Source organism: Actinomadura sp. 3N407, from assembly GCF_052245875.1.
Lineage (GTDB): Bacteria > Actinomycetota > Actinomycetes > Streptosporangiales > Streptosporangiaceae > Spirillospora.
Map to the genome: position 1 here is coordinate 1 of NZ_JBQQBP010000029.1, position 26,337 is coordinate 26,337.

At 69.9% G+C, this 26,337-nt stretch carries 30 protein-coding genes; 27 read left to right on the forward strand and 3 right to left on the reverse strand.

Translation table 11 applies throughout. The annotated features are described in order from the left end of the window. From ACTWPP_RS40955 to ACTWPP_RS40975, 5 genes are all read left to right on the forward strand, one after another. Positions 1-946: Gfo/Idh/MocA family protein (locus ACTWPP_RS40955; RefSeq protein ID WP_443109869.1), on the forward strand; the 946-nt coding region annotated here is incomplete at its 5' end. Continuing rightward, complete coding sequence (locus ACTWPP_RS40960; protein WP_443109870.1) at positions 943-1,941, forward strand: phosphotransferase family protein; 999 nt, start codon at positions 943-945, stop codon at positions 1,939-1,941. The genes ACTWPP_RS40955 and ACTWPP_RS40960, both read left to right, overlap by 4 nt. Positions 1,942-1,954: 13 nt before the next feature. Beyond that, positions 1,955-2,344, forward strand: coding sequence for a cupin domain-containing protein (locus ACTWPP_RS40965; RefSeq protein WP_443109871.1), 390 nt, complete (start codon positions 1,955-1,957; stop codon positions 2,342-2,344). Next, positions 2,341-3,543 carry a DegT/DnrJ/EryC1/StrS family aminotransferase gene (locus ACTWPP_RS40970; protein ID WP_443109872.1) on the forward strand — a complete coding sequence of 401 codons (1,203 nt, stop codon included), beginning with the start codon at positions 2,341-2,343 and terminating at the stop codon, positions 3,541-3,543. Before ACTWPP_RS40965 ends, ACTWPP_RS40970 begins: the two co-directional genes overlap by 4 nt. A 25-nt stretch (positions 3,544-3,568) precedes the next feature. Continuing rightward, a complete protein-coding gene (locus ACTWPP_RS40975; protein WP_443109873.1) occupies positions 3,569-4,660 on the forward strand; it encodes a zinc-binding dehydrogenase in 1,092 nt (363 codons plus the stop codon). Positions 4,661-4,690: 30 nt separating this feature from the next. Here the strand turns inward: ACTWPP_RS40975 and ACTWPP_RS40980 are convergent, their stop codons facing one another. Next, complete coding sequence (locus tag ACTWPP_RS40980; RefSeq protein WP_443109874.1) at positions 4,691-5,698, reverse strand: phosphotransferase; 1,008 nt, start codon at positions 5,696-5,698, stop codon at positions 4,691-4,693. Between the two features lie 1,250 nt (positions 5,699-6,948). Here ACTWPP_RS40980 and ACTWPP_RS40985 point away from each other — a divergent pair. The 21 genes from ACTWPP_RS40985 to ACTWPP_RS41085 all read left to right on the forward strand — a co-directional run bounded on the left by ACTWPP_RS40985 (position 6,949) and on the right by ACTWPP_RS41085 (position 23,476). Continuing rightward, on the forward strand, positions 6,949-8,166 hold the full coding sequence (locus tag ACTWPP_RS40985; RefSeq protein ID WP_443109875.1) for a helix-turn-helix domain-containing protein: 1,218 nt from the start codon (positions 6,949-6,951) through the stop codon (positions 8,164-8,166). 505 nt (positions 8,167-8,671) lie between these two features. Further along, the gene (locus ACTWPP_RS40990) at positions 8,672-8,932 is read left to right on the forward strand and encodes a hypothetical protein (RefSeq protein WP_443109876.1); all 261 of its coding nucleotides are present in this window, start codon (positions 8,672-8,674) and stop codon (positions 8,930-8,932) included. A 233-nt stretch (positions 8,933-9,165) separates the two neighbouring features. Further along, a complete protein-coding gene (locus ACTWPP_RS40995) occupies positions 9,166-9,378 on the forward strand; it encodes a hypothetical protein (protein ID WP_443109877.1) in 213 nt (70 codons plus the stop codon). Beyond that, on the forward strand, positions 9,375-10,220 hold the full coding sequence (locus ACTWPP_RS41000) for an SAM-dependent methyltransferase (RefSeq protein ID WP_443109878.1): 846 nt from the start codon (positions 9,375-9,377) through the stop codon (positions 10,218-10,220). Before ACTWPP_RS40995 ends, ACTWPP_RS41000 begins: the two co-directional genes overlap by 4 nt. 128 nt (positions 10,221-10,348) lie before the next feature. Further along, entirely contained in the window at positions 10,349-11,149 is an 801-nt protein-coding gene (locus ACTWPP_RS41005) for an SAM-dependent methyltransferase (RefSeq protein WP_443109934.1), read from the forward strand. After that, positions 11,146-12,009, forward strand: a complete 864-nt coding sequence (locus ACTWPP_RS41010; RefSeq protein ID WP_443109879.1) for an SAM-dependent methyltransferase — start codon at positions 11,146-11,148, stop codon at positions 12,007-12,009. Before ACTWPP_RS41005 ends, ACTWPP_RS41010 begins: the two co-directional genes overlap by 4 nt. Then, entirely contained in the window at positions 12,006-12,374 is a 369-nt protein-coding gene (locus tag ACTWPP_RS41015) for a hypothetical protein (RefSeq protein WP_443109880.1), read from the forward strand. Before ACTWPP_RS41010 ends, ACTWPP_RS41015 begins: the two co-directional genes overlap by 4 nt. After that, positions 12,371-13,909, forward strand: a complete 1,539-nt coding sequence (locus ACTWPP_RS41020) for a sensor histidine kinase (protein ID WP_443109881.1) — start codon at positions 12,371-12,373, stop codon at positions 13,907-13,909. Before ACTWPP_RS41015 ends, ACTWPP_RS41020 begins: the two co-directional genes overlap by 4 nt. Before the next feature lie 41 nt (positions 13,910-13,950). Continuing rightward, a complete protein-coding gene (locus tag ACTWPP_RS41025; protein WP_443109882.1) occupies positions 13,951-14,451 on the forward strand; it encodes a roadblock/LC7 domain-containing protein in 501 nt (166 codons plus the stop codon). Then, positions 14,441-14,824, forward strand: coding sequence for a DUF742 domain-containing protein (locus tag ACTWPP_RS41030; RefSeq protein WP_443109883.1), 384 nt, complete (start codon positions 14,441-14,443; stop codon positions 14,822-14,824). The genes ACTWPP_RS41025 and ACTWPP_RS41030 overlap by 11 nt, the downstream gene beginning before the upstream one ends. Further along, positions 14,821-15,465: a GTP-binding protein gene (locus tag ACTWPP_RS41035; RefSeq protein WP_443109884.1), complete on the forward strand. Its 645-nt coding sequence runs from the start codon at positions 14,821-14,823 to the stop codon at positions 15,463-15,465. Before ACTWPP_RS41030 ends, ACTWPP_RS41035 begins: the two co-directional genes overlap by 4 nt. Positions 15,466-15,482: 17 nt before the next feature. Further along, positions 15,483-16,100: a GAF domain-containing protein gene (locus ACTWPP_RS41040; RefSeq protein WP_443109885.1), complete on the forward strand. Its 618-nt coding sequence runs from the start codon at positions 15,483-15,485 to the stop codon at positions 16,098-16,100. A 65-nt stretch (positions 16,101-16,165) separates the two neighbouring features. Next, positions 16,166-17,407 (forward strand): acyl-CoA dehydrogenase family protein, encoded by a 1,242-nt coding sequence (locus ACTWPP_RS41045; protein ID WP_443109935.1) that lies wholly within the window; start codon positions 16,166-16,168, stop codon positions 17,405-17,407. A 101-nt stretch (positions 17,408-17,508) separates the two neighbouring features. Beyond that, positions 17,509-18,468: a hypothetical protein gene (locus ACTWPP_RS41050; RefSeq protein ID WP_443109886.1), complete on the forward strand. Its 960-nt coding sequence runs from the start codon at positions 17,509-17,511 to the stop codon at positions 18,466-18,468. Between the two features lie 101 nt (positions 18,469-18,569). Further along, positions 18,570-19,541, forward strand: coding sequence for a CPBP family glutamic-type intramembrane protease (locus ACTWPP_RS41055; RefSeq protein WP_443109887.1), 972 nt, complete (start codon positions 18,570-18,572; stop codon positions 19,539-19,541). Between the two features lie 5 nt (positions 19,542-19,546). Further along, positions 19,547-19,840, forward strand: coding sequence for a hypothetical protein (locus ACTWPP_RS41060; protein WP_443109888.1), 294 nt, complete (start codon positions 19,547-19,549; stop codon positions 19,838-19,840). A gap of 59 nt (positions 19,841-19,899) precedes the next feature. Continuing rightward, entirely contained in the window at positions 19,900-20,085 is a 186-nt protein-coding gene (locus tag ACTWPP_RS41065; RefSeq protein ID WP_443109889.1) for a hypothetical protein, read from the forward strand. Positions 20,086-20,270: 185 nt separating this feature from the next. Continuing rightward, on the forward strand, positions 20,271-20,807 hold the full coding sequence (locus ACTWPP_RS41070; RefSeq protein WP_443109890.1) for an HAD family hydrolase: 537 nt from the start codon (positions 20,271-20,273) through the stop codon (positions 20,805-20,807). After that, the gene (locus tag ACTWPP_RS41075; protein WP_443109891.1) at positions 20,800-21,585 is read left to right on the forward strand and encodes a hypothetical protein; all 786 of its coding nucleotides are present in this window, start codon (positions 20,800-20,802) and stop codon (positions 21,583-21,585) included. The genes ACTWPP_RS41070 and ACTWPP_RS41075 overlap by 8 nt, the downstream gene beginning before the upstream one ends. A gap of 72 nt (positions 21,586-21,657) precedes the next feature. Continuing rightward, positions 21,658-22,593, forward strand: a complete 936-nt coding sequence (locus ACTWPP_RS41080) for an endonuclease/exonuclease/phosphatase family protein (protein ID WP_443109892.1) — start codon at positions 21,658-21,660, stop codon at positions 22,591-22,593. A gap of 229 nt (positions 22,594-22,822) precedes the next feature. After that, on the forward strand, positions 22,823-23,476 hold the full coding sequence (locus ACTWPP_RS41085) for a hypothetical protein (protein ID WP_443109893.1): 654 nt from the start codon (positions 22,823-22,825) through the stop codon (positions 23,474-23,476). A gap of 66 nt (positions 23,477-23,542) precedes the next feature. On the opposite strand, the gene ACTWPP_RS41090 is transcribed toward ACTWPP_RS41085, so the two are convergent. After that, complete coding sequence (locus ACTWPP_RS41090; protein WP_443109894.1) at positions 23,543-24,661, reverse strand: hypothetical protein; 1,119 nt, start codon at positions 24,659-24,661, stop codon at positions 23,543-23,545. A 435-nt stretch (positions 24,662-25,096) separates the two neighbouring features. Further along, positions 25,097-25,345 (reverse strand): hypothetical protein, encoded by a 249-nt coding sequence (locus ACTWPP_RS41095; RefSeq protein ID WP_443109895.1) that lies wholly within the window; start codon positions 25,343-25,345, stop codon positions 25,097-25,099. On the opposite strand from ACTWPP_RS41095, the gene ACTWPP_RS41100 reads away from it, so the two are divergent. After that, positions 25,323-26,012 carry a uridine kinase family protein gene (locus ACTWPP_RS41100; protein ID WP_443109896.1) on the forward strand — a complete coding sequence of 230 codons (690 nt, stop codon included), beginning with the start codon at positions 25,323-25,325 and terminating at the stop codon, positions 26,010-26,012. The genes ACTWPP_RS41095 and ACTWPP_RS41100 overlap by 23 nt on opposite strands. Positions 26,013-26,337: the final 325 nt, after the last annotated feature.

Consider the following 26,337-nt stretch of genomic DNA (forward strand, 5'->3'; position numbering starts at 1 on the left):
GGACGATCTCGTCCTTGTGCTCCTGGGTGAAATGCCGCCTCTGTCGTGCCAACGGCCTTCCTTTCCGGTTCTCTCCCCAACTCTAGTTGGGGCCCTGTCCGGAAGATCCGGGGCACCTCAGTTCCCGACCTTGCAGTCGGCACTCACCGAAACCAGCAGCCCGCAGGTCGTCGTCAACCTGACCCCAGCCGACCTGCACGCCGACACCACCAGGGCCGCCCTGGAGCAGCGGCTGCACGTGCTCACCGAAAAGCCGCTCGCCTTCTCCCTGGAGGAGGCCGAACAGCTGGTGACGCTGGCCCACAGCCGCGGTCTGGTGCTGGGCGTCATGAGCAACCGCGGTTCAGACAAGCGTTTTCTTGGCTTCTGTGAGGCCGCCCACGCGCTCGGGCCCGGCCCCTACGTGGCTACCGCAGAGATGCTGGTGCACCTCCCCAACCCTGGATTCCGTCACCGGCTGCCTTATCCAGCCCTCCAGGACCTGGCCGTGCACGCCTTCGACCAGATCCAGCACCTCGTCGCGGCCCCGGCCACCACCATCACCTGCCTCGAAACGCCGTTGCCGCGCCTCGGCGGGCACTGCTCGATCGCTACCGCGCACGTCCGCTTCGCAGACGGGTCACTGCTGGCCTTCCGCGGCGGATTCACTGGGCCAGGGCTGCGCACCTCTGCCGATGGGCACTGGCGCCTCGAACTACCGGACGGACAGGCATGCTGCTGGGACGGACAGCAGACGGTCACCATGATCGACCGCTGCGGCCAGAGCGTATCCACCGAACTGACGATGGTCAGCGACGGTCACGGCCCCCGCATCACCCAGATGATCGACGCTCTGTGCGGCGGCACGCCACCGCCGGACGCGCTCGCCTCCACCAGCCTGCTGGATGCCGCTGTGCACTCGGCGCAGAACGCGGCGACCGCAGTTGTCGGCCGGGAGCACAGATGAGTCCAGGGCCACCACTCCCGGCAGGCGAGGCGCTCGCAGCCAGGATTCGCTCGGCCGGCATCCCCTTGGACCGGACCGGGCTGACCCCGTACGTCAGCGGGGCCGACAACGCCGTGTTCGCCGCCCGCACCGTCGACGGCCGCCACCTCATCATCAAGGTGCCGTTGCGCGCGGCCCCCCGCTACGCCACTGCGGCCTGGGCTGCTGAGGCGTTGACCGCACATGGTGTCCCGGCCCCGCGCGTCCTGCGGCACTACGTCTGGGAAGGTGGGGCGGTCTGCGTCGAATCCCGCTGCCCAGGTCTCCCGCTCACCGGCACACCGTGCCGGCTCGACACCACCGACGCCACGCTCTCCGAATCCGCGATGCGGGCAGCACTGCACGCTGGTGCCCTGCTGCGCGTCGCCCACAGAATCACGGTCGGCGGATACGGCAAGCTCACCCCGCCCGGAACCGGCCACCACCACAGCCTGACCGCTTCGATCCGCCACGACCTCAGTAGGCGGCTGAGCGCCGATCCAACTGGCGGGCTCGCCACCTGCGCCCGTCAGCTCGTCACCGACAATCTGTGGCGGCTCCGCGACCCCGGCCCCCACCTCCTGCTGGGCGACTGCGCGGCCCGCCACATCTTCCACCACCCCGACACCGGCCAGGTGAGCGGTTTCATCGACCTGGAAAGCGCCCGCGGCGGCGATCCGCTAGCTGACCTGGCCGGGTTCAGCGTCCGCGAACACCGCGACCTCGCCCGCGCACTGCTGGAGGGCTATTTCCCCGACGGCGCCACCGTCGACCAGACCTGGGCGCTCACCCTGCACCGCACCCGCATCGCCACCCACCTGATGCTGTTCCACCTCACCCGCCGCGAATACCGGCCCGCCGAGCATCTGGCCGAACTCCTCACAGCCGACCTGCACGCGATCACCACCGAAACTCCGACCGTCCTGTCGGCCCAGCCGCACTCCCCGCACTCACACCAGCCCTCGTCCAAACTTTGAGGAGGCTCCTTCCATGAACCTCATCCGGACCGCCGATCGGCACAAGCTCACCGCCGACAACCGGCCCGGCGGCTGCCCAGCCCACTCGGCAGGCCGGTTCCGGCTTCGCGCCGACGGCACCAGCCGCTTCGACCGACACCACCACGACTTCGACGAATTCTGGTTCGTCGCCACCGGAAGCGCCACCATCCTGCTCGGCGACACCGAACTGAACGTCCAGGACGGCGACATCATCTACACCCCCGCCGACACTGACCACGACGTCCTCGCCATCACCGGACCCGGCGACCTTCACGTCTTCTGGCTGTCCTGGACCCTTCCCGTGGGTGCCAGCGGCCAGCACCTGCACCGCAGCCCCGACGCCGCCGCCGGACATCTCGTCGCCTTCCGCAGGCCCACATGACCGCCGCAGCGCCCATGGTGACGATGCCGTTCCCGCGCCGCCCGAAGTACGGCGACGCCGAGATCACCGCAGCGACCGCGCTCCTGCGGTCGGGGTCACTGTCGGAAATCGGCCGCGGTCCGGCCAGCGCGGGACTCGAAGACGCCTTCGCCGAGCTGATCGGCACGACGTACGCGCTTTCGTTCAACTCCGGCACCGCCTCGCTGCACGCCGCCCTGAACGCGGTCCAGCATGCCGCAAGCACCGACCTGGTCGCCGGGGTGGCCATGTCGCCGATGACGTGGATCTCCGCTATCACCGCAGCCTTCCACGCCGGAAGCTACCCCGTCTTCGCTGACCTGGCTCCCCACTCACCCAACCTGGACCCCGCAGCCGCCCGCGCCACCGGTTGCTCGGCGGTCCTGGTTACCCACGCCTGGGGCATCCCCGCCCGGATGGACGAGTTCGCCCACCAGTCCGTCCCGGTCGTCGAGGACTGCTCGCACGCCCACGGGGCGCTCTATCAGAACCGCCCGATCGGCTCATGGGGACGTGCGGGCTGCTTCAGCCTTCAGGAATCCAAGGCGGTCTCCGGCGGTGAAGGCGGCGTTCTCACCACCGACGACCGGGCCGTGTACGAGGCGGCGATGACAGTCGGGCACCACCCGTTCCGGCTCGCCGCCGAGCTCACCGACCTCCGCCTGCTACCCCTGACCACCGCAGCAGCCTCCTACAAATACCGGATCCCCGCCCTGTCCGCGGCGATCGCGACCGAGCAGCTCAAGACGCTGCCCGAGCGGATGCGAGCCTGCGAAGACAACCTTGCCCACCTGACCCACCTCATCCGCACCATCGACCTTCCACTACAGCCAGTGCCGGCGCCCGAAGGCTCTTTACGGGGCTGGTACGGAGCACCATTCACTCTGCTCGAACCCGTCACCGCCCCAGCCGCCCTGGCCGCCGCATGCAAGCAGGCGAACCTACCGGTCCGGGCCCTGTACCCGGACTGGATGTCCGCCCCACTTTTGCAACAGCCCGCCCTGACCGAACGGTACTGGCCCCACATGCGCGGCCGGTGGAACCCACCCGACGTCCGCGATTTCCCGAACTACCAGAACTTCCGCAAGCAGACCCTGCTGCTGAAGATCCCCGACACCCCCGCACCCGGCTACGTCGAACAAGTCGCCGCAGCACTCACGATCACCCGACAGCCCAGCTGACCTCCCCGCGATGGAGCACATGACCATGACCGCCATCACCGCGCAGGCCGCTGTCCTGCACGAGCCCGGCAGACCCATGACCATCGAACGAATCGACCTCCGCGAGCCCGGCCCCGGCGAAGTCCTGGTCCGGACCACCAGCGTCGGTATCTGCGGCACCGACCTGCACTTCGCCACCGGCCGCTTCCCCTACCCTGCCCCCACCGTGCTCGGCCACGAAGCCAGCGGTGTCGTTGAGCAGACCGGCGTCGGCGTCACCGGCATCCAGTCCGGGGACCGCGTCCTGGTGTACGACCAGATCCCGTGTGGACAGTGTGGGAACTGCCTGTCCGGACGGATGGTGTACTGCACCGACACCAGCACCAAACAGCGCCAGAAGACCAGGCTCAGCCTCGACGGACAGGCGTTTCGCCAATACCTGGGCGTCTCCGCTCTCGCCGACCGCATGCTCGTCGACGCCGCCGCGCTCATCGCCCTCCCCGAACAGATCAGCTACACCGCCGGCGCCCTGCTCGGCTGCTGCCTGACCACCGGCGCAGCCACCGTCTTCAACACCGCAGGCACCCGACCAGGCCAAACTGTCCTCGTGATCGGCTGCGGCGGTGTCGGGCTCGGCGCCGTCCAGGCAGCCCGCATCGCCGGCGCGGCACGCATCATCGCCGTCGACCTCGAACCCCACCGCCGTGAGGCCGCGATCGCCCTAGGCGCGACCGACATCCTGGACCCCGGCACCACCGATCTAGCAGAAGCGATGGCATCCATCACCGGCCAGCGCGGCGTCGACGTCGCCGTCGAGGTCGTCGGCGACCCCGCGCTCGCCGAGGCAGCCTTCACCACGCTCGCCGCCGGCGGCCAGGCCGTCGTCGTCGGCATGATGCCCCCAGGCAGCCGCATCTCGCTGCCGTCCGCGCTTGTGCGTCACGGCCGAAGCATGACGGGGTCGGTCATGGGCGAGGTCCGCACCCGCCACGACATCCCCGCCTACCTGGAGATGGTGGCCTCCGGCCGCATGGTCGCCGACGAACTGGCCACCTCCACCTGGAAACTGGACCAGGTGAACGACGCGTTCGACCATGCCGCCGGCAGGCACGGCATCCGCACGATGATCGAGTTCTGACAAACGGTGTCCGGCTGGAGCCGCCACCGGTCAGGTTCCAGCCGCGAACGCCTCCTGCACATCCTGGCGCCGGTCGGTCCACCACGCCAGCAAAGCCTCGCTCGGCTCCATCAACCCATCCGGACCATGATCGCTGCGGTCGTAGTGGAACTCGAAGATCCAGTAGTCGGACAGGCGCTTCCACCACAGCCGCTCGACCGCGTCCGCCAGATCCGCCCTCGGCAGCACGCAGACCGTCCGATAGCCGGTCACGAACGCCGCCACCCGTTCGAGGTCGAAGTAGCCGTGCTCGCCGCCGAACTGCACCTGGGCGGTGCGGGCAACCTCCTCACCGAGCGGTTTGACCGCGATCCGGTCCCAGTCCAGCACCGCGCTCACCATCGCTCCATCGCGCAGGATGTTGCGGTACTGCAGGTCGCCGTGGATCCAGCCGAACAGGCCAGGCGCATCCCCAGGCACAGGTACCTGGAAACGATGCTTGTCGATCAATACCTTGCGATCTTCAAGCAGACGCCGCGCAGTGACGTCAAACTCGGTCAACTCCACCAGGGCCGAAAGATGTCGCAGCAACAGATCGGCTTTGCCGATCGCCGCATCCGGGTCGGTCACCTTCGCCCTCGGCCGCACATCAGCAGCAGGGAGCGTCACCCCGGTCTGCCCGGAAAGGGCATCGTGGATCTCGGCAGTCAGAGCGCCGAACGCCTCGACCTCGGCCAGAGACAGGTCAGTCCCCTCGCGATGGGACCCCGCCGCCCAAGGCGAGACCAGATACTCGCGCGGCTCCACGCGCACCAGTGCCTCACCCGCAGCGGTACGGAGCGGAGCGCAGACCGGCAGGCCCGCCTCAGCCAGCCCGTCCAGCACCGCGGCGTTACGTTCCGCCAGCTCCGCCGGGACATCACACAACAACTTCAGCGCATAGGTGCCCGTCGTCGTCTCGACCCGCCAGTTACGGTTCATGATCCCCGAGGCCAGGTACGCAGTCTGCCTGACCTCGCCGAGCCCAAATGCCCGAGCGACAAGCGAAAGATCCTCCACTGCCAATCCGTCCGCCACAACGCCCCCCGTCCCCGCCGCCCCATTCGCAGCCACAGGCCAACCGTAACCACGACAAGGCAGCGGCCACGCACGAATCGCGCACCGCGAGGCTCAACTCTGCTTGGCGACGGGTGGAGTGTCAGCGGGAACGGGATTAGGTCCAGCCGGACGACGACGGGTTCACCGTCGGGGCCGCTGGGCGCCGACCATCTCCAGTCCGACCCGCACACCGTGGTCCCGCCCATCCGCGTCGCGCTGATGACCAACACGCTCACCGCGCCTGGTGCCGAGCGTGCCCAGCCGCTGAACGAACTCGTCGCCGAGATGGCCCGCATCGAGCCGCACCACCAAGCATGCGACTACCTGGAGGTCGCCGATCCCTGCCCTGGCTGCTGGACGAGCTGCACTTCCATGCCTGTGAGCGCGCGGACGAAGCCGCCTACCAGCTCGCGCTCGAAACCCTCGTCGACGCGTGCACCGCGGCTACGTTCACGACCAAGGATCTCGGCTACCCGGACCTGGCCGTGCGAACAGAAGAGGCCGCCGCGATCCTGGACGACCCGGTACGGCGGGGGCAATCCTGCGCGTCCACACCATGCCGCGCGCCGGGTCCTGGAACCGTACGCTGTCTACCGCAGAGCGCGCCGCCGACGCCATCGACCCTCATGCCGGGAAGGGTTCGGTCGGGAGGTGCTCGGGATGCCAGCTCTGTCGGCGTCGCTCGCCGCTGCCGTGAACCACGACGCGAGCCGCGCCAGCGGCTGGATTGCTGAGGCCGCCGACCTTGCCGCCCACCTGCCAATGCCCCGGACGAGAACTGGATGAGCTTCTCGGCGATCCACGTCAACCTGCGGAAAGTCGCGGTGAACGTCGAATGCGGGCAGCGGGGCGGCACCGTCCGGGAGCTCGCCGACGCAGTGGACGAGAGCAAGCTCGCCGGCAAGAGCGGGCCGCCACGCGGCATTCCTCGCCGATGTGGGCCGGGGCCTGGCCAGGGACCCGAAGACCAAAGGGGAGGCGTGCATTGGCTGCACCGCGCCGAGCGAACCGCGCCGCAGTGGATCCGCAAACAACAAGCCGATCCGCGAGGCCGTCGCGGTCCTGCTGGAGCAGGCGCGCGCGGCCGCCGGAGGCAAGGCGCTGCGCGGGATGGCGGCACGCGCCTGTGCGTGCCCCACTAGCGCTGTATGACGACTTCGGCCCCGCGCCTTACCCTGGGGTTGCAGACCGTAGGGAAAGGTGCGATGCCGATGCACGATGAGATTACCATCGGGGCCCGTCTCCGGGCGCTCCGACGCTGGCGCGGCATGACTCTTGCCCAGCTAGGCGGGCAGGCGGAGCTTTCCGTGTCATTTCTGTCGATGGCTGAACGTGGTCTGCGGACTCTCGACCGCCGATCGCACATCACCGCTCTCGCGAACGCGTTGCGTGTCTCCGAGACCGAGCTGACCGGCGGGCCACACCTCGGCACCGACCGTGTGCAGTCCGATCCGCACCTGTGCGTGCCCGCGCTCCGCTCAGCGCTGATGACCAACGCCCTCGGATACGGGCTCGTTGACCAGACGCGACCTCTTCCCGAACTGACCACCGAAGTCCGGGCGATGGAGAAGCTGCGCCGCGACGACGACTACACCAAGATGGGCACGCAACTCCCCGCCGTTCTCGATGAGCTGTACTCGTATGTCGCTGACCCGGCCGACGAAGCGGCCCAGCGCACAGCGCTCTACCTGCTGCTAGACGCCACCCACTACGCCAGCATCATTTGCAAGAACCTTTCCTACCCCGACCTGGCGCACGGCGCGTCCGAACGAGGACTGGCCGTCGCGCTGATGCTGGATGACCCAGTTGCCATAGGAAAGGCGCACTTCCCGCTCGTCCTGAACACGCCCCGCGAAGGTGCCTGGAACCGGGTAGTGACGCTCGCCGAACGCGCCGCGAACCAGTTGGAGCCGCACGCCCGTGACGGGGAGGGCCTGCAGGTCCTCGGAATGCTGGCGTTGAACGCCGCGCTGGCGGCGGCAGCGGTGAATGACGCCGATCGCGCGGAGAGCTGGCTGGATCAGGCCGGGCAGCTCGCGCGGCACGTGCCCGATGACCCCGCATCCGCCTGGCAGCAGTTTTCGCGGACAAACGTCGCCGTGTGGCGGATCACCGTGGGCGTGGAGGCCGGGCTGCGCGGCGGCGCTGTGTACGAGTTGGCCCAAAAGGTCGACAAAGCCAAGCTGGTCAAGTTGCCGTACCGGATGGCCGGGTTCCTGTCCGACACAGGGCGGGGGCTAGCACGTGACCCGAAGACACAGCCGATCGCGCTGGAGTGGTTGCGGAAGGCCGAGGCCGCCGCACCCCAGCGGATCCGCAACAACCAACGGGTGCGGGAGAGCATCGCGGTGATGCTCGAACAGGCCCGGGTCGCTGCGGTCGGCCGGGAGTTGCGCGGGATGGCGGCCCGCATGGGCGTGCCCCACTAACTCATCACCGTCTGCACCGATCACCGTAGCGGTCTTTGTACACGCAGGCCGACGCCCGTGCGGTTAGTGCGTGTTGACAAACCCTCGATTGGATCCACTGCTGTGGGAGGTGCGGGCATCCTCTGGCGTTGACTGCCCGGAATGTGCCGGAACGCGAGGCACACCAGCGTTGTGGGGCTAGCGTCTGGCGGAGCAGGTACATAACCCCCGGCAACCCGATTACTGAGTGCGACCGACCGGCGACCGGCCCGGCCGGAGCGCCGTTGTCCACGGAACGGCGCTCCCGCACCACCCCGGCAGTCGAGCAGCAAACCACGGCGGCACCAGCGGCCCGGCCTTGGAAACAGCGCTGACCGCGACCCGCTCCATCGTCGCGTTCCGGACCACCACCTGCTGCGCCTGCGTCTTGCCTGGATGGGCCTGCCGCACTGAACTTCTCGGCCGATTTCGCGGCAATTTCACACCTGTGAAATCGGTGCGCGGTCACATCCTTACGGTTCCGGTCATGGACGCGACGGAACCAGGTAGAGCGCTGGGCCAGCTGAAAGCGGAGCTTCACGGACGCGGCTGGAGCGCGCGGCTCGATGAGCGCGTGCTCGCCGTCAGCAATCCGAACGTCCCGGCGCTGAACGACACTGTCACCTTCACCGAAGGCGAGTTCCGTTACACCTGGGGGCCCGCCATCGGGACGATCGCGGACGTCCCCGGTGTCGCCGACCGGATCGAGCGCCAGTTGCGCACGGTGCAGCAACAGGGCACGCAATGATCAGCTCTCCCGCGCCGTCCGCCAGGAAGGCTGTCAGCTCCTGCGCGCGCCAGGCAGCAGCATCTCGACGAGCCCGGCCAGTTCCGAGTGCTGGCCAGGCTGCCTCCAGATGGCAGGCGAGACGGCATGACCGGCATCGCCGCCCCTCCTTGACCGCGGTGGTGGGAAGACCGCCGCACACCGGATCCCCACCGCCGCATGAACCCCCGCATCCACCAACAGGGAAACCCACCATGACCGCATCTACTAGCCCGCCCGTGGACGCCGCCAAAGCCGAGCTGAAGCGGGACTTCCCGGACTGGAACATCGTCCACTCGAACACGGACCGCTGGTGGGCCTTCCTGGCCCCGGACCGGCGTGAGTCGCGCCCCGACGTCCATCCCCTCGACATCGACGCCGACACCCCCGAGGAGCTGCACGACAAGCTCGCCGCGGCTGAGTCATGACCGACCCTGGGCTCAACTACGCGCAGGCCAGCACCGCCCGCATGTACAACTACTACCTGGGCGGCAAGTCCTGGTCGGCGGTCGACCGGGAGGCCGCTCTAGCGGTCATCCGGTCGGCGCCCGACGCGTCGGCCGTGCCGATCGTCGCGCGGGAGAACTTCCTTTTCGCCGGCCGTGCCGCCTCATGGGTCGTGGGCGAATACGGCATCCGGCAGGTCGTGGACATCGGCGTCGGCATCGTCGACGATGTTCCGCTCCCTTCGGTCGAGACCTGCGTCCACGACGTCGATCCCGACGCCACGGTGCTTGCCTTCGACCACGACGAGGTCGTGCTCTCGCACGCGCGTGCGCTGCGCCCCGGCTACGGCGGAGTGCTCCGCGGAGACATCACCGACCTCGACGGCATCTTCCACCACCCCGCGGCGGCCGGCCTCATCGACCTGACCGCGCCGATGGTGGTGGTCGCAGCCGCCATCCTGCATTTCGTGGACGAGCCCGCCGCCGTCATGGCGGGGTTGCGGGACCGCCTGGTCGGCGGCAGCGTCGTCGTGCTGTCCCACGCGACTTCGACCAAAACCAGCCAGGCTCGTGTCAGTGGGATGACCAAGGTCTACGACGACAAGGCCAGCAGCACGATCGCCTTCCGGGACGAGGAGGAGATCCGGGCGCTGGCCGATGGCTGGGACATCGTCGACCCGCCCGGCATGGTCCCTGTCCAACAATGGTCCGTCGACGGCTCATACGACGGCCCGTCGTATGAGCCGGTCGGCGTCGTCGGAATGGTTGCCGTGCTTCGCGGCCACTGGCAGGGACAGGTCCGTACGCCGGGTGGTGCCCGATGACCGGCGGTGACATGGTGCCCCCGGGTCTGGTCACGCTGCCGGACTGGGCATCCCGACCTTCAGGAGCACGACGCCGATCGGTCGGCCGCGGGGCTGTTGCTGGGCGGGCTGGCGCGGAGGCCAGTGCCGTGATCGGTGACCCGACTCGCCCACAATCGGCCAGGATGTGGGACTACTGGCTGGACGGCCAGGACAACTACGCGGTTGATCGCGCGGCTGCCGGCGTCTTCGCCGAGATCGTGCCGGGCATCTCCCGTGCGGCCAAATGCAGCCGGAACTTTCAGCGCAAGCTGGTGCGGTACCTGGCCGCAGAGGGGGTCTGGCAGTTCCTGGACATCGGGGCGGGCCTGCCGGGTGTCGACAACACCCACGAGATCGCCCAGCGGTACGCCCCGGGGGCACGAACCGTCTACGTCGACCACGACCCGGTCGTCATCGCTCATGCCCGAGCGCTGCTGACCAGCGCCATCGATGGTGCGGTCGGTCATGTGCAGGCCGATGCCCGCGACACCGCCGCCATCTGCGATCAGGCGGCCGCGACGCTCGATCTCGCCCGCCCGGTCGCGGTGCTGCTGTTGAACGTGCTGCACCTGTTCACCGACGATGAGGCGCAGGCGATCATCGGTGGGCTGGCCGGGCGGCTGACCGCAGGCAGCCACATCGCAGTCGTTGACCTGACCGCCGAAGTCCACGGCGACGCGGTCCATCAAGCCGTCCAGGCCGCGATGGGCAAGGGCGCCGAGCCGATCATCGTGCGCGCTCCGGCGCGTATCGCGCACCTGCTGGACGGGCTGGAGTTGCTGGACCCCGGCCCGGTCTCCTGCTCGCGGTGGCGGCCCGAAACCTTGCTCGACCACACCGGTGAGGTCGACCTGTGGTGCGCGGTCGCCCGGACACCCGGACGTCGACCAGGACGGGGGCGGCCGTGACAGCGGGCGAGTTCGAGTGGGGCGCGGCCGAGTGCGGCCGCTCCGGCTCCAACGACAGCTTCGACGACGGCTTGGACACCACGACGCCGTTCCTGCCTCGCGTCTGGAATTACTGGGCCTGCGGTAAGGACAACTACCCCGCCGACCAGTGTTTCGGGGAGTGCGTTGAGGCCATGCACCCGCAGATCCTGGATGCCGCGCGATACCGGATCGTGTTCCGGGCCCGCGCGGCGCGGGCCGTGGTCAAAGACTTCCGCATCGGGCAGTTCCTGGTCGCCGGGGTCGACCTTCCGTTGCACGACGAGGTCCACGACATCGCGCAGCGGGTCGATCCGCTGGTCCGCGTCGTGTACGCCGACCCCGACCCCTGGGTCATGGCGCACGCCAGGGCGCTGCTGTGCGGCCCCCGGCCGGACTCCTGCGGGTATGTCGAGGCCGGGCTGGAGGATCCCGCCGGGCTGCTGGAGGGGGCCGCGCAAATTCTGGACCTGGACCGTCCGGTCGGGGTGCTGCTGCTCAACAGCCTGGACGGTCTGGACGACACCGCAGCCGCGCACGCTATCGGCGTGCTGGGCGGTGCGTTGCCGCCCGGGAGCTGTATCGCGATCTGTCATCTGACCGGTGCGACCGGGCGGGCGATGGCGGCGCTGAACGCCCTGCAGATCAGCTCGATCCCCGGCCTGCCGCGCGCCCGCAACCCTGCAGCCGTGCGGGCCCTGTTCGCGGGGCTGGAGGTGGTCGAGCCGGGCGTGGTGCCGGTGCCGCAGTGGCGGCCGGAGCCATCCCCTTGGGAGGCGGGACCGGTTGACCTGTGGTGCGGCATCGGCCGCGTCCGGGACCAAGAGAGGAGTGCGCTGTGAGAGCGGGCAGGGTGATCGAGGTGTGGGCGCCGCCGGTGCGGTGTGTCGCGCTGGACTACGGCGGTGTCCTGGACGCGCGCCCCGACACGGCTGCGGGAACCGGTGAGGCCGTACCACCCGGGTACGAGGGGTTCCTCACGCTCGTGTTCGGCTCCGCTGAAGACCGGGTGAGCGGATCCTTCCCGGTGGTAGTTGACCACGGCGGCTACCTGGATCGGGTGCCCGGCCTGGCGGAGGTGATCGGGGGTGTGTTCCTGCAGGACATCACCGCCCTCGGCCGGGGGCATGAGGCCGCCGGGATGTTCTGGACGGCTGGCGGCGGGCGGGCAGTCAGGTCCGCCGCTACCTTCGGAGCGGTTTCATGACCAGTTCGCATCCCCGGACGCGTACCCGGCCCGGTGATGACCAGCTGGCCGAGCACGCGCGTCGGCTTGTCGATCGCCTCACCGGCCGGGGTCTGCGCGCGGTGGGCGCGCCGCACGTTGGTGGCCTGCCGGGTGTGATGGCGGTGGCAGCGCAGCGGGTGGACGTCCATCCGTACGCCTGGCGGCAGGCTCTACTGCTGCCGGCGCAGGAGCTGGACGAGCCGTTCTGGCATTGGCCGCGGCCCTATTCCGGCTACGAAGACACCGGGGCACGCTGGTTCCAGCCGTTCTGCCCGGCGTCGGCCTACGACGACACCGCGAACGAGATCGTCGCGGCGATCGATGTTGATCTGCGCAACCGTGACCGCCGCGGGGACGCCGGCCCGGTGCAGGCGCTGCTCGCGCGGCCGGACGGTGAGGCGGGAGAGCGGCAGGTGCTCGATAACGTCGGCCGTCCGCTGCACAAGCTGGTGTACCGGCAGCTGGTAGCGCTGGACGCGACGCAGAGGGGCGTGGAGGACCCGGCGCTGCTGCGCCGCCTGTACGAGATCGATCATCTGGCGATGCGGACGCTGCGGGGTCTGGAGCGGATCGCGGTGCTCGGCGGGGCGATGGCGCGGCAGCTCCCCGAGCCGCTGCCGCTGTCGACGGTGATGCGGCAGGCGGCCGCGCAGGTCGAGCACTACTCGCGGGTGCGGATCCCTCCGCCGGGCATCGACGTGGAACTGCCACGGGATGTCGCGCCCGAGATCACGCTGCTGCTGGCCGAGCTGATCGAGAACGCGACCCGGTTCTCGCCCCTGGAAACCGATGTGCTGCTGACGGCGGCGCCGGTCCCGTCCGCGGGGCTGCGCATCGAGATCGCCGACCGGGGGCTGCCGATGCCGCAGGACCAGCGGGCCGCGTTAAACCGGCTACTGGCTGAGCCGGGCTCGGCCGTCCTGCGGGAGCAGATCATCAGCAAGCGCATCGGGCTGCTGGTGGTGGCGCGGCTTGCCGAGCATCACGGGGTGCGGGTGGTGCTGCATCCGCGCACAGGCGGTGGGTCGCAGGCCGTGGTGGAGCTGCCGGAAGCGCTGCTGCTGGAGTCGCGGCTGCGGCTCCTGTCGGCCGCGCCCACCGCACGGGTGATCAGGGGCGTCCTCGAACCCGCAGTCGAACCAGTGATCGTCCCGGCACCCGCCCAGCCTGCCCAACCCGCCAAGCCGGTCGAGGCAGCCGGCGCGGTCGACGCGCCTCTTCCCCGCCGCCGCACCAAACCGGCGGCCGGGGCCGAGCCCGCGTCGGCGCCGAAGACCGATTCGGCCGCCGGGGGCCCGCCTCCGCTTCCTTCGCGGGGCGGAGCGCACCGGCGGGGCGGTTCGCATCGGGCGGTGAGCAACCCGAGCGCCACCAACGACTCCACCGGCAGCAACACCTCCGGGGCCGGTATCGGGGCGGCGGCCGCCTTCCTGCAGGGCGTCCACGACCCGGCCACAGAACCAGACGCCGACCAGACCGAGGGCGGTCCGCCTCCCGAAGCGCTACCGAACTGACCTGCTCCCGCTAGGCCCAGAAGAGAAGAGAAGAGATGACGATGACGAGTTCTCTACCCTCCATCACCCAGTCGCAGAGCGGCACCGGCGATCTGGGGTGGCTGCTGGTCAACTTCTTGGAGGAGGTGCCCGGCGTCGACGCCGCGGTGCTGGGCACCCTGGACGGGTTGCCGCTGGCGTCGGCCGGCCTATCCGCGGAACAGGCCGCCCATCTCGCGGCCGTCGCGACGACGCTGCACTCCTCCGGCAGGGCCGGGGGGAGCATCACCGACCCGCCGGGCGGCGACGTCCAGCTCGTGATGATCCAGCAGGTGCGCAAGTACTTGTTCGTGATGAACACCCAGCACGGCGGGGCGACCGGCACGGGCGTCGCGGGAACCCTGCTGACTGTGCTGGCCGCCCCCGACGTCGACACCCGCATGGTCGGCAGCGAGATGGCCACATTGATCACCAGCGTGGCCAGGCACCTGAGCACCACCACCCGCACCAGCACGGCCGCCAGCAGCGGCGACGCCGGGACCGGGGCTGGCGATGAGGGGTGAACCGCCGGGCCGGGCGTGGATCACCCAGGAGGCCCCCGAAGTCCTGCGGCCCTACATGGTCACCGGGAACCGCACCCGCCCGCGCCATGTGATGCAGCTCGACACCGTGCTGACCGCCACCGCCAAGCCCGTGCCCACGGAAGTCCTGCAGCCCGAGGCAGCCCAAGCGCTGCGGCTGTGCAGAGGGCAGCAGCGCACGCTCGCCGAAGTCGCGGCCACGATCCGGCAGCCCGCTCTGGTCGCCAAGATCATCGTGTCGGATCTGATCGACCGCGGTGCGCTGGCCGCCCATGACCACGCCGATCTCGCCGCCCCTAGCCGCCACCTGCTGGAGACTGCGCTCGCCGGCCTGTACGCCCTGGACGCCACATGACCGCGCAGCCGACGACGCACCCCGGCTCGGAGACGGCCGCGTTCCTGTCGCTCAAGATCGTTGTTGCGGGCGGCTTTGGGGCAGGGAAGACCACACTGATCGGCTCGATCAGCGAGATTCCGCCGCTGAGGACCGAGGAGGTGCTGACCGAGGCCGGGGAGCCGATCGACTCCCTGGACGGCGTGCGCGAGAAGGCGACCACCACGGTGTCGCTCGACCACGGCCGCCGCACCCTCACCGTTCCGGCCCCCATGATGCTGTACCTGTTCGGCACACCGGGCCAGGCCCGGTTCCGGTTCCTGTGGGACGACCTGACCCGGGGCGCGGTCGGCGCCGTGGTCCTGGCCGACACTCGCCGCCTGGCCGACAGCTTCCCCTCCGTCGACTACTTCGAGGAACGCGGCGTCCCGTTCGTGGTGGCGGTGAACCACTTCGAGCACGGCCACCGCTACACCACCGGCCAAGTCCGCACCGCGTTGGAACTCCCCGAGCGGGTGCCCGTGGTGGACTGCGACGCCCGCGATTTCGGCTCGACCCTCACCGTGCTGAAAACCCTGGTCCGCCACGCCCTGACCGCCCTCACCTCACCCACACCGGACGGGCCGGAACTGCTGGCCGGCCGTCAGGCAGCCCACCCGTGAACGCAGGGAGCACCACGATGAGCTACGACACCTATCTCGGGTTGCACGCCTGCGACCGCGCGACCCAGGACGCCACGATCCGGCAGCGGGCCGGTCTGCTGACCGGTCTCGGGCTCGCCGGGCTGGGCCAGGACGAGGAGTTCGACGCGTTCGCCGCCGATCTGTCGGCCGCGTTCGCGACCGAGCTCGGCGACGTCGCCGAGGGCCTCTACGCCATGGTCAACTTCATCAGCGACGAGCAGGTGTTCGCCGGGCTGCACAACCCGCCCGGCAAACCGCCGGTAGGCCGCACCATGAGCCGCGAACACGGGTTCTGCCCGGCGGTCGCCGACCGGGGCCGTTCCCTGGTCCTGGCGGATGTGCTCGCGGCACCCCGGTTCGCCGGCAACCACGTCGTGGACGCGATCGGTATCCGCACCTACGCCGGAACCCCGCTGGTCGACCAGGACAGCGGGATCGTGTTCGGCACCCTATGCGTCATCGGCACCCATCGGATGCCCGAACAGACCGAAGACCTCTCCCTGGCCCTCATCAAGGAACGCGGCGCGCGCCTGATGGGGCTCATCAAGCAGCGCACCGCAGTGCCCCGGCCGGGCCCGCCCGCTGCCAAGAAGACCGGCCCTGCCCTCGGCTAGCGGCCGCATCGGGGTGAATGACGTCTGCCGGAGCCGACCGTCCGGCAGTGGTCCAAGTGGAAGGGATGGTGTCCGTGTTCGAGACCGACGATCACCAGCACCTGCGTAAGGCCGTCCGCGCCTTCGCGCTCGCCGAGGTCGCGCCGCGCGTGGCCCGCATGGAGTCCACCCAAGCCGTCGATGTCGAAACCTCCGCTCTGATCGCCCGGCAGGGGTGGATCGGGGTGACCATCCCCAAGGTGTACGGCGGCATGGGCGCCGGGCACCTCGCTAAGACGATCGTGAACGAGGAGCTGGCACGGGTGAGCGGCGCGGCGGCCGCGATCGCGCAGGCGTCCCAGCTCGGCGTCGCCAAGATCCTGCATTTCGGCACCGAGCAGCAGAAGCAGCAGTGGCTTCCACCGATCGCCGCCGGGAAGTGCCTGCCTACCATCGCCACCACCGAAGAAGGCTCGGGCGGGCACGTGCTGGGGATGCGGGCCACCGCCCGTCGCGACGGCGACCACTACATCCTCAACGGCCGCAAGCAGTACGTCGGCAACAGCCACGTCGGCCACGTCCACGGCGTCATCGTCCGCACCAGCGACTCCGACACCCGGCCCTCCAAGAGCCTGTCGGCGTTCCTGGTGAGGGCGGACCTGCCGGGCGTCCGGCTCATCCCGCACCAGCCCGCGATGGGCCTGCACGGATTCAGCTTCGGCGACATCGTGTTCGAGAACGTCCGAGTTCCGATCTGCGACCGGATCGGCGAGGAGGGCGACGGCCTCGACGTCGCCTACAGCTCATCGGTCCTGTACGGCCGGCCGAACCTGACTGCAGTGTCGCTCGGCATCCATCAGGCCATCGTGGATTCGACCGTCGAGTTCGTGACCACCCGAGTCCGCTACGGCGCCCCGCTGGCCGACCTGCCCACCATCAAGCACAAGATCGGGCAGATGCAGCACCGGCTCCTCACCGCGCGAGTGGCCGCATATCACGCCGTGCACCTGCTCGACCACGGCGAACCCTGTGACGGCGAGCTGATGAGCGCCAAATACGGCAACGTTGAGGCGGCGATGGACTCGGCCCGCACCGCGATGGAGATCCATGCAGCCGCCGGGCTGCGCACCGACCGGGAGGCACAGCGGTACTACCGCGATGCCGCCTGCATCTACGCCCCCGCTGGAACCGGCGACATCCAGCTCCTCCGTCTGGCCGAGGTCGCTCTCGGCGACGAGCACGGCCCTCAATGGTCGGTCAGGTTCGCGCACCTGACCGCTCTGAACCCCGCAACGCCTCAGCCCAAACTCCAGGAGCCTGCGGCATAACCCCTTCCATTCCGACCGTCCTCCCCGTCCTGGCGCGGGGCGGGGAGGACACCCGCTCGCCTTCCCAGACACTCAACATAATCGACAGGAAAAACCGAGAAGTGAAGACGACCTCCCACACCGCACCTGCAAAGACCCCGCCGTTGCGGGGCGACTTCGCTGAGGCGATGCACGCCAAGTACGTCGCCAAGGACGGCCACAAGGCCAGCAAGCGCCGGATCCTGATCGTCCCCGCCCTGCTCCTGGCCGTCGGCATCGGCCTGGGCTCCGCAGCCCGAGCCGGACTGTCCCCGGCCTGGGCCACGGCTGTGACCGGCGCCCTGGCCGCCCTGATCGCCGGCTGGGCCGTCTCGGCCTTCTGGGTGGCGTTCCGCGTCGACCCGCTGCGGGACGTGGACTGGGCCACCGCCGACGCCTACGAGCAGGAACTCACCTCGGGCCTGCACCCGGATGTCCGCGCCGTCCTGGCCCGCGCCCAAGACCAGGTCCGTCAGCAGCTTCCCGCCACCGCACGCGTCCACCTGTACAGCCCAGACCAGCTGCCCGAGCACGCCTGCACCCTGGACACCACCGGCTGCGACTGCGCCCGCATGCGCGTCAACGCCGCGGTGCTGCCCAACCGGCGGCATCCGGTCATCCTGGTCGGCGACCGGCTCCTGGACGAGCCCGCCGCACTGGCCTACGTCCTGGCGCACGAGGTCAACCACGCCCGCCGCCCCTGGCTGCTGGTCTACAGCGCGCTGCAGGTGATCACCCTGGCGGGCTGGCTGGGGATGGGTCTGGTCCTTCCCTGGCACGCCCTGGTCGTCGTCGCCCCAGCCGTGTGGGTGGCAACCATGCTCCTGCACTGGGTCAACGAACTCGCGGCCGACATCGCCGCCCGCACCACCGGCCCCGACGCCGCCCGCACCTTCTGGACGATGCTGCGCGCCGCCCGCCCCACCCGCACCGCCCTGTCCCGCCTCACCGGCGCCGCCATGGCGGTGCTGGCGCCGACACATCCGCCGATCACACTGCGCGCGGCCCTGGCCGACCGCATCGCCCACCGCCCCCTTCCCTAACCCCCAACGCCGACCAAGGAGCGCCGGCGACCGCACATATGCGGGGAGCCACCCGCATCGGCACGTCCTTGACCGCCACCCCGAGACCAGAAACCCCCCAGATGACCAAGCCCTCTCTCCTCCGCGGCACCGCCGCTTTAGCCGTGCTGTTCGGCCCCCACTTCGCCGCATCCCTCAACGCCGCCGAACTCGCCGGCGCCGACATCGACTGGCCCGGCCTGCCAGCCCCGGTCAACGTCTCCGCCGCCAGCCTCACCGTCGCCGGGGTCTGGCTGCTGATCCGCGCCCGCCACTCCCGGCACGGCGGCGCGGTGTGGTGCGCTGCCGCGCTCGCCATCGCCGGGGCCGCGCTGCTGCCGATCCTCGGCGAGGCCGCCGCCACCGCCGCGACGATCCTGCTGAGCGGGGCGGGCGTGTGGCTGTGCGCCCAGCTCGCCGCCGATGCCGGCGCGCCGCTGTGGCAGGGCCGCCTGCCCGGCGAGCTCGTGCATCGTTGGGATGCGGACGCGGTCGCGGTCTTCGCCGTGGTGCTCGCCGGACACGTGACCGCGATGCTCGCCGGCGACTGGGTCACGCGGCTCGGCCCGGCCGTGACCAGCCAAGCAGCACAGGCCGACGCGACCGGCCTGCACAACCCGGCCCTGTTCGCCGCCCAGGCGCTGGCCGCCGGAGTACGCGAGGAGATCCCGCTGCTCGCGCTGCCCGCCGCGCTGATGGCCGCCGCGCGCCGCCCCGGCTGGCAGATCCTCCTGGTGGTGTGCGTACTGCGGGTGATCCCGCACGCCTACCTCGGCACCGCCGCCCTCACCACGGTCGCGTTCGCCGCAGCGTCCTGGTGGATGTACCGCGCCACCCACCGGATCGGACCGATCATCGTCGCGCACACACTCTTCAACGCCCTCGCAATGTTCGGCGGCGCGCCCGGATACGCGGCGCTGCTGGCGACACCGGCCCTGGCCGCCCTGCTCCTCGCAGGCGCACCCAACGCCGCCCCCCGATGGCTCCGCAGGTGGCGCCGAGGCAAACCCGCCCGCAGCGACCGTCCCATCAAGGTGAAAGGCCCAGCCCTGTGACCTCGATGGACTCACTCGATGCCGACCCGTTCGCTTCCCCCGGCACCAGCAAACGGATCGACTGCCTGTTCCACGTGCGCCGCGCGACCCACCGCTTCCTTGTCCGGCACGCCGCGACGCTGTGGGCCCAGGAGCAGCAGCACCGCGGGCGCCTCATGGCCCCGCCGCCGCTGGCTGCGCCGCCCGACGCACCGGCCGGTACGGACGGGACCAGCTGCCGGGCCGGACCGGCCAGTACGCAGCGGCGCCGCCAGTGCGCGTACACGGCGGCGGCCGCGCGGCATCCCCCGAGCAGGTAACCGACACGCCTGCCACGGTCCGGCCCGGTCTGCCCACCCCGCCTTCCCGCGAGGACGACGTGCTGGAACTCATCGCGTACATCGAGATCGTCCGGCTCCGCGAACGGTACAACCGGCCGTCCGGCGGGCAATGGGGCGTCCTGTTCACCCCGTTCCGCCGCCGCTGGATCGCGGTCCGCGGGAAGACGAGATGGGCCGCCGCCGCGACCCCCGACACGTTGGAGCTGCTCATCGACCGCGCCTGACCCCCGCACCCCAGACCCCACGTCCAGACCCCATACCCGCCAGTACCTCGCCCGGCCGGGCACCGGGGACCGTGCCTCTGTCTCAGCGGCCCCACACTCGGTCCCCACCCCCCGTCCCGGCCGGGCGAGCCCCCGCCGGTCAGCCCACTCGCGGCCGGCCCGGCACCCCTGCGAGAAGGAGACCCATGACCGATCCCCTCGCCGCCTTCCGGGCACGCCAGCACGGCGGCGGAATCACCCACGTCGCCCTGGACTACACCGGCACGCTGACCAGCGGCCACGACCAGAGAGATCACGCCCTCGGGATGCGGCCCGTCACCGCCGAAGCCGAGCAGGCCATCTGGGATCTGGACCAGGCCGGGGTCACCCTCGCGCTCGTGTCCAACACCCAGCCGGGCCAGGACCGCCGCCGCGCGCTCGAAGCCGCCCGCGTCGACGGGGCCTTCGGCGACCGGGTCTACCTCAGCGACGAGCTCGGCCTCGCGAAGCCGGACCGGCGGATCTGGCTGCACGTCTTGGCCGACCTCGAAGTCGTCCCCGAGCAACTCTTGTACTGCGGCAACAACGTCGCCTACGACATCTACCCGGCCGCCGCGCAGAACATCCGCGCCGTCCTTCTCGGCTGGGCTCCGCCGCGAGGTCTCCCGCCGGGCGCGACCCGCATCGCGTCCATCAACCAGCTACCTGGCCTGCTCACGGGGACGGAGACCGCCCATGCCTGAACCATTGAAGGTCCGTGTCGGTACCTACAACATGTTCGAGGGCGGCCTTAACGGCGACGGTGAACACCAAGACGACGCCCGCCTCACAGAGCAGATCTCCATGCTGGCCCCGCTCCACCTGGACCTCCTCGGCCTGCAGGAGGCCACCTGGGGAGCGGGCAGCGCGACGCGGATCAGGCACGTCGCGCAGATGCTCGGGATGTCCTGGCACACCGTCGCCCGCTCGAACTTCTACGGTTGCGACATCGCCGTCCTCGTCCGGGAGAGCGACTCCCTCAAGGTCACCCGCAAGCACCACCTGACCGGGTCGCCGTTCACCCACGCCCACGTCGACGTGGAGCTGTACGTCGCCCAGTGGCACCGCCGCGTCCACTTCATGGTCGGGCACCTGTCGCCGTCCAGCCCGACCATGCGCCGCGCCGAAGCCGAGCTGGTCGGCGTGTACCGCAACCTCGACCTCATCTATGTGGCCGACTTCAACGCCGCCGCCCTGGACGACGACCCCGACACCACCGGGATCGATCCGCTGAAGATCGCGCGGAAGTGCGATAGGGCACCGGCCGAGGAACTCGCTGCGGCCGGGTTCTGCGACGTCGCCTCTCACCTGGGCGACCGCACGCCCACCGTGGGCCACGGCGACGACAAGCTCGCGTACCGGTGCGACCGGATTTATACGACCCTGCCCCGCGACTCGATCCACGGCTACGGCGTCGTTCAGGAGCAGCGGCCGCTGTCCGACCACCGGCCCGTCTGGGCCGAATTCGTGCTCGGCGGATAGCCCACCCCCGTTCAGCCCACCGGCCGCCGGCGACGCGGCGGCCGGTCGTCCCCCCAACGAAAGGCGCTGCACATGACCGAACTCCGCTTCAGCTACGTCAACATCGAACACGGCGGCCGCACCGAAGCCGGGTACTCCTCCTATTCCGGTGACGGCGGCCCGTACGACTTCGGCCGGGTCACCGGGATGTTCCACGACGGGGACTGGCCCGACATCCTGGTCATCGGCGAAGGCGACCGCTACGAACTCAACGGCATGGAAGGCGCCTACGAGGCCGCCGCCGCGCTGCGGCAGGCGGGCGGCCCCGCCTACGTCCCGCACCCGTGCTCGCTGCCCCGCGAGTGGGGCATGTTCGCACCCGTCATCTACGTCGACCCGCAAAAGGTCGTGGTCCGGCGGTTCTACTCCCACCGGCTCCCCGACTTCGCCTCCCGCAACCGCAACCTGCTGCTGTTCACCCTCCCCGGTCGCACCGACCCCATTCGGATCGTCGCTACGCACGGCGACATCTACTCCGGCGACACCCGGCTCGCCGACGCCCGCCGGTTCGACCGGCTCGCCGACCCGGCCATCCCCTGCGCGATCCTCGGCGACTGGAACACCGTCCCTTCCGGCCCCCACTTCGAGCCGACCGACATGAACACTCCCGGCGTCCACAACCCCCGCGGTATCAATTACCGCGTCAAGTGGGAAGGCGGCGCCCGGCAGGCGGGCCCGTACATCTACGACACCCGCGCCCTGGACGCCCTGGTCGGATGGTGGAACCCCGACAAGCGCACGCGGGAGGGCGGCGTCGGCTTCCACCACACCGCCGAACTCGCCCAGGACTACACGCCGACGCAGATCGAGCGGCCCAACGGCCGCCAGTGCCTCGCGATCGACGGCATCCTGCTCAACGACCCGCTTCGTGACGCCTACGTGCCCGGCTCGTACCGTGTCCACGACTGGCGCGACCCCGGGGACCCCGACTCCGACCACAAGCGCATATCGGTCACGGTCAACGTCTAGACATCCACCAGGACGCCCAGAAGCACCTGGAGGACCCGGCAGCCGTACTCGGTGCGGCTGGGTGCACCTCACCGCGCCGCACCCTCTCGAACGCCGGTCCAAGGCCGCCCAGGAGGACGCCGCGTAAACCCCCCGTCCCCCCTCGATTCGTGGTCGTTCCTCCCCACCCCGCGCCGGGCGGGGAGGAACACCTAGCCCGCCCCACCCGATAGCTCCGAGGAACCGACATATGAATTCGACCCAGGACGACCCTATTCAGATCGGCGTCTTCATCGATGGGAGTTTCTGGTTCAACCTGGCCCACTACTGGCTGCATCACCACTCGATGCGAACCCAGCTCGCGATCGAAGGTGTGCGGGACGTTGCTCGCTGGTATGCGAGCGAGCAGTTCCAGCGGCCGGTAGATGAAGTCCAGATCGATAGAGCACACTACTTTCAGGCGGTATCAGCTGGCGCCCCATACAGGTTCTTCAGGGTGCTGAAGCGGCTGGGCATCACCGTCCATCAGCTTTCGTTCGACCCGCGCCGGAACCGCGCTGTGGGCGTCAAAACAGAATTCGCCCTCACCTGCTGGTCTGAGACGGCTGAACTTCGCCTGGTGATGCTCCTGACCGGCGACGATGAATACAGGCCGCTTGTCGAGCGGCTCGTCGAAGACGACGTTAGGGTCTTGATTCCGCATATCGATGTGACCTTCACCGATAGCCGCTCCAAAAGAGAGCGGTGGCTGGTCACCTCGCCGCACCTCAGTGACGCAGCAACCGACACGCCCTCGTGGGATGACCTGCTGGACGCCACGCAGGCCAAGGACTATCCGCTCGCCAGCCCCTACATCGTCGATGACGGCGTCAAGACGGCGCAGCGAACGCCGCAATGGCGGTGACGGCCCTTGAGTAGCAACCGACCGGTGAACAGCGGCACGCCCCGCGTGCGTGCTCCGGCAAGCGGTTCAGCGAACCGGGATGATGCGGTTCAGATCGTCGAGCAGGGGGCGGATGGCCGGGGCATGCCGGGCATGGGCTGCCAGGGTGTCGCGGAGATCGCCGATCAGGCGGCGGCAGCGCGGCGAGGTGATCTGCGGTGCCTTCTGAGCAGCGACCCGTGCCACGCTGCAGGCTTGGTCGAGGTCTCCGGCGTGGGCGTGGGCGACGCCGAGCCAGGTGAGGTGGCGCAGTGTGGAGCGCTGGTAGGCGGTGGTGGGGGTGAGGGCCCGGTCGTGCAGCAGGGTGGTGCCGCTGGCCAGGAGTTTGCGCTGTTGGCGGCCGGTGAGGTGCTGCGCCAGGGTGACCATGCCGCGGCCGGTGATGGCGTCGAGTTCCGTGCGGGTGATGTAGCGGGCCCACCGGGGAGTCTGGTCGCGGTGGGAGTCGGCGATCTCGAGCGCCTGCAGGCCCTGGTCCCGGGTGCGCTGGAAGCCGCTCAAGTCGCCGGCGGCGGCGTAGGCGAGGCTGCTGCGGGCGGCGATGAGGGCTTGCACCGCCGCCGGGGCGCGGGTGGCGGCTTCCTGCGCGGCGGCGGACAGTTGGAGGGCCTGGCCGGTCTGGCCCGCGATGTCGGCCTGCTGGTTGCTCATCAGCGCGAGGATGCTGGCCGCGAGCGCGTGGTCGCCCGCGCAGTGGGCGGCGTGCAGGGCGGTCAGGTACCAGCGTTGGGCGGCGCCGTCGTGAAGGGTCTCGTACGTCATGAACCCGGCGGTCTGGGCGAGCTGAGCGAGCGCGCCGCACAGCCGCCGCCCGGTCGCGGTGTCGTAGCTGGCCTGGCGCAGCAGCCGGGAGACGCAGGAGAACTGGTCGCTGACGAAACCGGCGCCGGCGGCGCCGTGCTGGTCGTCCATCTGCTGCGCGGCGGCGACGATGATGTCGATGACGGTGAGGGTTTCCGCCGACACCCGTCCGCCCGCCGCTGCCCGGCGGGCGATCGTGGTGGGGGCGGGGGCGTCCATCCACTCCCACGCCGACGCCGTCACAGCGGCGCCCGACAGGGCGATGAAGGCGCGTCGTGCCAGCATCGTGTGCGGCCATCCCTCCAGTAGGCGCAGCAGGCCCTGGTGCGTCCACGGTACGTTCAAGCCGTCGTCGACGGTCAGGCTGGCCCGGCTGGTCGCGCGTTCGGGCCAGACCTGATGGAAGTCCAGCGGCTGGCCGAGGGCCTAGCCCAACAGCTGCACAACCAGGTCGGGGACCGGTGCGTGGGGGACCTCGCCGCGGTTGATCCACCGGTAGGGGGTCTTGTGGTGCAGTTGCCGGGTGCTGTAGGGGGCGAGCGCGGCGTTGACCTTGCGGGCCAAGGTCTCCGGACGCTAGCCGAGGGCGTGCAGGAGCTCGTCCAGCCGATGGTTGGAGTCGGCGCTGCGGCGCTGCGGCGCGGCCGATGCGGCTGCCATCGCAAGACCTCCGATGCATCCCGGTGAGGCGACTGTAGCCCGAGACGTGCTCGCCCGGGCCAAAGCGCACCAACCACACCGGTAGGTCGCGGTTCCACACCGGCCCCACCGGCGGTCGTCCTATTCGGTGCGGATCGGCGAAGCCACGATGAAGGCTCCGGATCCGCCCATTGGAAAGGGGACGAGATGACCGTCCAGTTCACCGAACCGGTCGCCGCCACCCGCGAGGAGCTGCTGGCCGGCCTGGAGGCCCTGAACGGGGAGGACCCGCAGGCCGACATCGGGTTCCGCGACAACCGGAGCGTCGACGTCGGCGGGGTGCCGGAGTTCCCGCGCGGAGCCGCCAATGCCACCCGCCCGGTCGCCCATCCAGCCGTCCACCACGTCGGACGCTCGGCGCCTGCTGGTCGCCGGACTGCCGGGGTCCGGCAAATCCGTGCTGGCCAGAAGCCTGGGGGACCGGCTCGCCGCCCCCGTGGTGGAGATGGACACCCATTACCGTTCCGGCGCAACCGACTTCAGCGACCCGGCCACGATGGATGTGCCCGCCGTGCTCGCCCAGGTCGACCGGCACGCCACCGGCGGCGAGTCGCTGGTCATCGTCGAAGGCATGTTCGCGCTATCGCTGGAGCAACTCCGGTCGGTGGCGTACCGGCGGATCTGGCTGGACGTCCCGATGGACATCGGGCTGGCCCGCAAACTGCTCCGCAAACTCGACGCCGGCGCCGACATCGCCCCCAGCATCCGCGGCTACCTCGCCCGCGGCCGCGCCGGATATCTGCGGCACGTCCTGCCCGGACACGACCACGCCGACCTCCTCCTGGACACCACCCGGCCGACTCCTGGACACCACCCGGCCGACCGAACAGCTCCTGACGGCCGCGCTGGAAGACCTCAACGGCCTGCGTTGCGGCGAAGAGCCCAGCGGGCCTTCGGTGCCGGACGGCGGCCAGGCCGCACGGCAGAGGCCGGGCGTCTACCTCCCCGGTTCTGGTTTCTGGCATCGGTCACCGGATCCCACCGCCGGAATCGATAACGAGCATATTTTTGGGTGAATGATCACAATGCGGCATCTCCATGGTAAGTAGGCGAACCCAGCATCCAATCCGGGAGCATGAAAGCCACGAGTTCGGACGGTTCGCTTCGGTCGAGCTCTTCATACCCAGCAGAAGGTGGGAAACGGTCGGCGTGACTTGACGGCGGTTGACAAGTCGGCGCTCGATGCCGCGTGCGGTGCCGTCCACAAACAAATGCACGCCCGCATGGCACCGCCCGGGATACAGGAGGCGGTTGACAATGACAGCATCAGGCGAGCGCATCCCACGCTCTGGAACTCATCTCGCTGTTCTGGCCGATGCATG

What these genes read in the sequence shown, in the direction of transcription:
- ACTWPP_RS40975 (WP_443109873.1), top strand. Translation starts at nt 3,569, where the DNA reads ATGACCGCCATCACCGCGCAGGCCGCTGTCCTGCACGAGCCCGGCAGA.
- ACTWPP_RS40960 (WP_443109870.1), top strand. Translation starts at nt 943, where the DNA reads ATGAGTCCAGGGCCACCACTCCCGGCAGGCGAGGCGCTCGCAGCCAGG.
- ACTWPP_RS41045 (WP_443109935.1), top strand. Translation starts at nt 16,166, where the DNA reads ATGGTGTCCGTGTTCGAGACCGACGATCACCAGCACCTGCGTAAGGCC.
- ACTWPP_RS41000 (WP_443109878.1), top strand. Translation starts at nt 9,375, where the DNA reads ATGACCGACCCTGGGCTCAACTACGCGCAGGCCAGCACCGCCCGCATG.
- ACTWPP_RS41025 (WP_443109882.1), top strand. Translation starts at nt 13,951, where the DNA reads ATGACGAGTTCTCTACCCTCCATCACCCAGTCGCAGAGCGGCACCGGC.
- ACTWPP_RS40965 (WP_443109871.1), top strand. Translation starts at nt 1,955, where the DNA reads ATGAACCTCATCCGGACCGCCGATCGGCACAAGCTCACCGCCGACAAC.
- ACTWPP_RS40985 (WP_443109875.1), top strand. Translation starts at nt 6,949, where the DNA reads ATGCACGATGAGATTACCATCGGGGCCCGTCTCCGGGCGCTCCGACGC.
- ACTWPP_RS41070 (WP_443109890.1), top strand. Translation starts at nt 20,271, where the DNA reads ATGACCGATCCCCTCGCCGCCTTCCGGGCACGCCAGCACGGCGGCGGA.
- ACTWPP_RS41040 (WP_443109885.1), top strand. Translation starts at nt 15,483, where the DNA reads ATGAGCTACGACACCTATCTCGGGTTGCACGCCTGCGACCGCGCGACC.
- ACTWPP_RS41035 (WP_443109884.1), top strand. Translation starts at nt 14,821, where the DNA reads ATGACCGCGCAGCCGACGACGCACCCCGGCTCGGAGACGGCCGCGTTC.
- ACTWPP_RS41060 (WP_443109888.1), top strand. Translation starts at nt 19,547, where the DNA reads ATGGACTCACTCGATGCCGACCCGTTCGCTTCCCCCGGCACCAGCAAA.
- ACTWPP_RS41020 (WP_443109881.1), top strand. Translation starts at nt 12,371, where the DNA reads ATGACCAGTTCGCATCCCCGGACGCGTACCCGGCCCGGTGATGACCAG.
- ACTWPP_RS41080 (WP_443109892.1), top strand. Translation starts at nt 21,658, where the DNA reads ATGACCGAACTCCGCTTCAGCTACGTCAACATCGAACACGGCGGCCGC.
- ACTWPP_RS41055 (WP_443109887.1), top strand. Translation starts at nt 18,570, where the DNA reads ATGACCAAGCCCTCTCTCCTCCGCGGCACCGCCGCTTTAGCCGTGCTG.
- ACTWPP_RS41075 (WP_443109891.1), top strand. Translation starts at nt 20,800, where the DNA reads ATGCCTGAACCATTGAAGGTCCGTGTCGGTACCTACAACATGTTCGAG.
- ACTWPP_RS41085 (WP_443109893.1), top strand. Translation starts at nt 22,823, where the DNA reads ATGAATTCGACCCAGGACGACCCTATTCAGATCGGCGTCTTCATCGAT.
- ACTWPP_RS40970 (WP_443109872.1), top strand. Translation starts at nt 2,341, where the DNA reads ATGACCGCCGCAGCGCCCATGGTGACGATGCCGTTCCCGCGCCGCCCG.
- ACTWPP_RS41100 (WP_443109896.1), top strand. Translation starts at nt 25,323, where the DNA reads ATGCCACCCGCCCGGTCGCCCATCCAGCCGTCCACCACGTCGGACGCT.
- ACTWPP_RS40990 (WP_443109876.1), top strand. Translation starts at nt 8,672, where the DNA reads ATGGACGCGACGGAACCAGGTAGAGCGCTGGGCCAGCTGAAAGCGGAG.
- ACTWPP_RS41030 (WP_443109883.1), top strand. Translation starts at nt 14,441, where the DNA reads ATGAGGGGTGAACCGCCGGGCCGGGCGTGGATCACCCAGGAGGCCCCC.
- ACTWPP_RS41095 (WP_443109895.1), bottom strand. Translation starts at nt 25,345, where the DNA reads ATGGGCGACCGGGCGGGTGGCATTGGCGGCTCCGCGCGGGAACTCCGG.
- ACTWPP_RS40995 (WP_443109877.1), top strand. Translation starts at nt 9,166, where the DNA reads ATGACCGCATCTACTAGCCCGCCCGTGGACGCCGCCAAAGCCGAGCTG.